A 2,882-nucleotide genomic window follows, 5' to 3' on the forward strand; every position below is an offset into this window, starting at 1 on the left:
GCCCTATCTTACTCGCTCTTTTGCTCTCTCTGGACTGACTGCTTGCCGCTCTTTGGTGATCACTGGCCTTGTCAGGGGGAACGAGAAGGGAGAAAATGAGAGCAGTGTTAAATTTTTATGAAGTTTGGTTCTGTGGACAAAATTCGTACTGTTTCCGATAGTAAGCGTGATTTTTATACTCGCCACACCCGCCCCATCAATTCGGTGTATCGGCGCGTGGTTGAGGAATTATTAGTCGAGATGCACCTGCTCTCCGTTAATGTAGATTTCCATTATGATCCAATTTATGCCCTTGGTGTGGTTACTTCTTTCGAGAAGTTCATGGAAGGCTATCGTCCGGGGGAGGATAAACCGAATATTTTTAATGCTTTGTGCCAAGCGGTTAACGGTAATTCCGAAGTCTATCGTCGTGATGCCGAAAATATGATCGCTATTGCCAAAGAAACTAATATTGATTCCTTGCTTTCCCAACTGCAAAACCCTGCTCTCGGTGGTAACAATCAGTTGTCTGATAGTCTAGTTTCGGTGATTAATGCGCCTAAGTTTAAGTATAGTCGCCTGTTTGCCATCGGTCTCTATACCATTTTAGCGGAAGCACAACCGGACATGATCAAGGAAAAAGAAAAACGCGAACCAATTTTGCAAAAGTTCTCAGAAATTCTGCATCTCTCCAGCGAGAAACTGCAAAAAGACCTCGATGTTTATCGCAGTAATCTTGATAAAATGGATCAGCTGCTCAAGGTTATCGAAGATGCCCTAGAAGCAGAAAAGAAAAAACGTCAACAAAAAGAACAGGAAAAACAAACCACCCCGCAATAAAGGCTCTCAACCGGAAATTACCGCGTGCAGACAAGGGAATGGGGAACAGAAAAAGGATTAAATCGGCTCTCTTTCTTTACTGTTCCTTCTGACCTCGTTCTACAATTAGGATTGGCAACCCTTAATATTTATCTCCCGTGACTAACTCCTCCATCACCGCACCCGTAACCGATATTTTGGCAAAAGCGCGGTCAGGGGCGAATTTATCGGCAAAAGAAGCGATTATCTTGCTAGAAACTACCGATAACCGTTTAATTGCCCGGATTCGGGAAACGGCCGACTTTTTGCGTCGTCAACAGGCAGGAGATACCGTCACCTACGTTATCAATCGCAATATTAATTTTAGTAATATTTGTGAGCAGCATTGCAGTTTTTGTGCATTCAGACGCGATGAAAATGAAGAGGGGGCTTTCTGGCTTAATTTAGAGGAAATTATCGCTAAAGCGGCCGATGCTGTCCGTCGTGGGGCCACAGAAATTTGTATGCAGGGAGGATTAAACCCAAAAGCCAAGATTAAGGGCAATTCCTTAGACTATTACCTCGAAATTGTTAAAAACCTGAAACAAGCCTTTCCTAACCTTCATTTACACGCTTTTTCGCCCCAAGAAGTCCAATTTATTGCTAGAGAAGACGGTTTAAGTTACGAAAAAGTTATCGCTTCCCTGCAAGAAGCAGGAGTCAATTCTCTCCCGGGGACGGCTGCCGAGGTGTTAGTCGATGAGGTAAGACGGGTAATTTGTCCAGAAAAAATCGATGCTGCCACTTGGTTAGAAATAGTCGGTATTGCTCATCGCTTGGGGTTACATACCACCAGTACCATGCTCTGCGGTCATATTGAAACCCCTAGCCAACAGGTGCAGCACCTTGAAAAAATTAGAAAACAGCAAGAAATCGCCCTAGAAAATAATTATCGGGCTAAAATCACCGAATTTATTTTATTGCCTTTTGTGGGACAATCAGCCCCCAAACCCCTGAGAAATCGAGTCGGACGAGATCAACCAATTTTAGCCGATACATTAAAGTTAACGGCAGTGGCGCGGATTTATTTGGGCAATAGCATTAAAAATCATCAACCCAGTTGGGTAAAATTGGGCTTACAGGGGGCGACAGAAGCTTTAAACTGGGGTTGCAACGATCTCGGTGGCACTCTCATGGAAGAACATATTACCACTATGGCCGGGGCCCTGGGCGGTACTTGTTTGACCGTCGAGGAATTAGCAACGGCGATTAAATCCCTCGATCGCCCGGCCCGTCAACGGGATACAATCTATTAGTTCTCATGACTCGACGCTGCAGAGCGGGGGAAAAATAGGGAGGAAGGCGGAATACTGAAGACACGGGAAGTTTTTCACTGAGGGTTTGATGATCACTATAGCCTGTTCTCAGGCAGACAGATCATTTTTCTTGGTAAAAATCCTCGTGGCAAAAGAGCGCAGTGCTAGGGTGGGCTAAAATTGCGATCGAGAATCAGCTAAAGTTCAGGTTGGCGAGCTTAGGTGTTAAGATGGTTTGCCATCAAACTCAACTTTTTTTAGTAATAAATAGCTCAACGATATTCTGTAAACTTATATATAGAAACCTCAAGAAATATATTAATTTGCCGTCTTTAGGGCAGCAAGCTCTGATAGACGATCTAGAGTAGTAAGTATAAATACCGCACCTAATTTTACCTAGTCGCGCCAGCTATCTAACTCATCTATATCATTTCCGAACAGAGTTAAAACGTCCTTTGTCTCGGTTGAGTCTTGCGGGACTTTTGCAAGATGATCTTACTTATTTAACTTTGCAATAAAAGGGGATTGCTCCTTAGAAATTTCTCTCGTCCAGATATTGGGGAGGTTGCCACCAGAAAAAGTCTTGGCAGTGGTGGAGAGAAGATATGTGATCGCTATCTTGTTGAAGTGAAGTCTAGTGACTTTACCTGTTTCTCTTGCAACAATCAACATAAAAAAAATACGTTCTGAGAGGCAAAAAAATGACTACTCAACTACAACAAAAAGCCGAACTTGAAATCGTCACCTTGAACCCTGTTTACGGAGTTAACTATAATAAGGGTTACATCG

General features: G+C 43.4%; 2 protein-coding genes. Both read left to right on the plus strand.

Features of this window, described 5'->3' with window-relative positions; translation table 11 throughout:
* The first annotated feature begins 132 nt into the window (after positions 1-132).
* On the plus strand, positions 133-819 hold the full coding sequence (psb29, locus tag IQ242_RS21475; RefSeq protein ID WP_193961346.1) for a photosystem II biogenesis protein Psp29: 687 nt from the start codon (positions 133-135) through the stop codon (positions 817-819).
* Positions 820-956: 137 nt separating this feature from the next.
* Positions 957-2,093, plus strand: coding sequence for a 7,8-didemethyl-8-hydroxy-5-deazariboflavin synthase subunit CofH (gene cofH, locus IQ242_RS21480; protein ID WP_193961345.1), 1,137 nt, complete (start codon positions 957-959; stop codon positions 2,091-2,093).
* Positions 2,094-2,882: the final 789 nt, after the last annotated feature.

The sequence above is a fragment of the Microcystis sp. LEGE 08355 genome (assembly GCF_015207185.1).
Classification (GTDB): Bacteria; Cyanobacteriota; Cyanobacteriia; order Cyanobacteriales; family Microcystaceae; genus Microcystis; species Microcystis panniformis.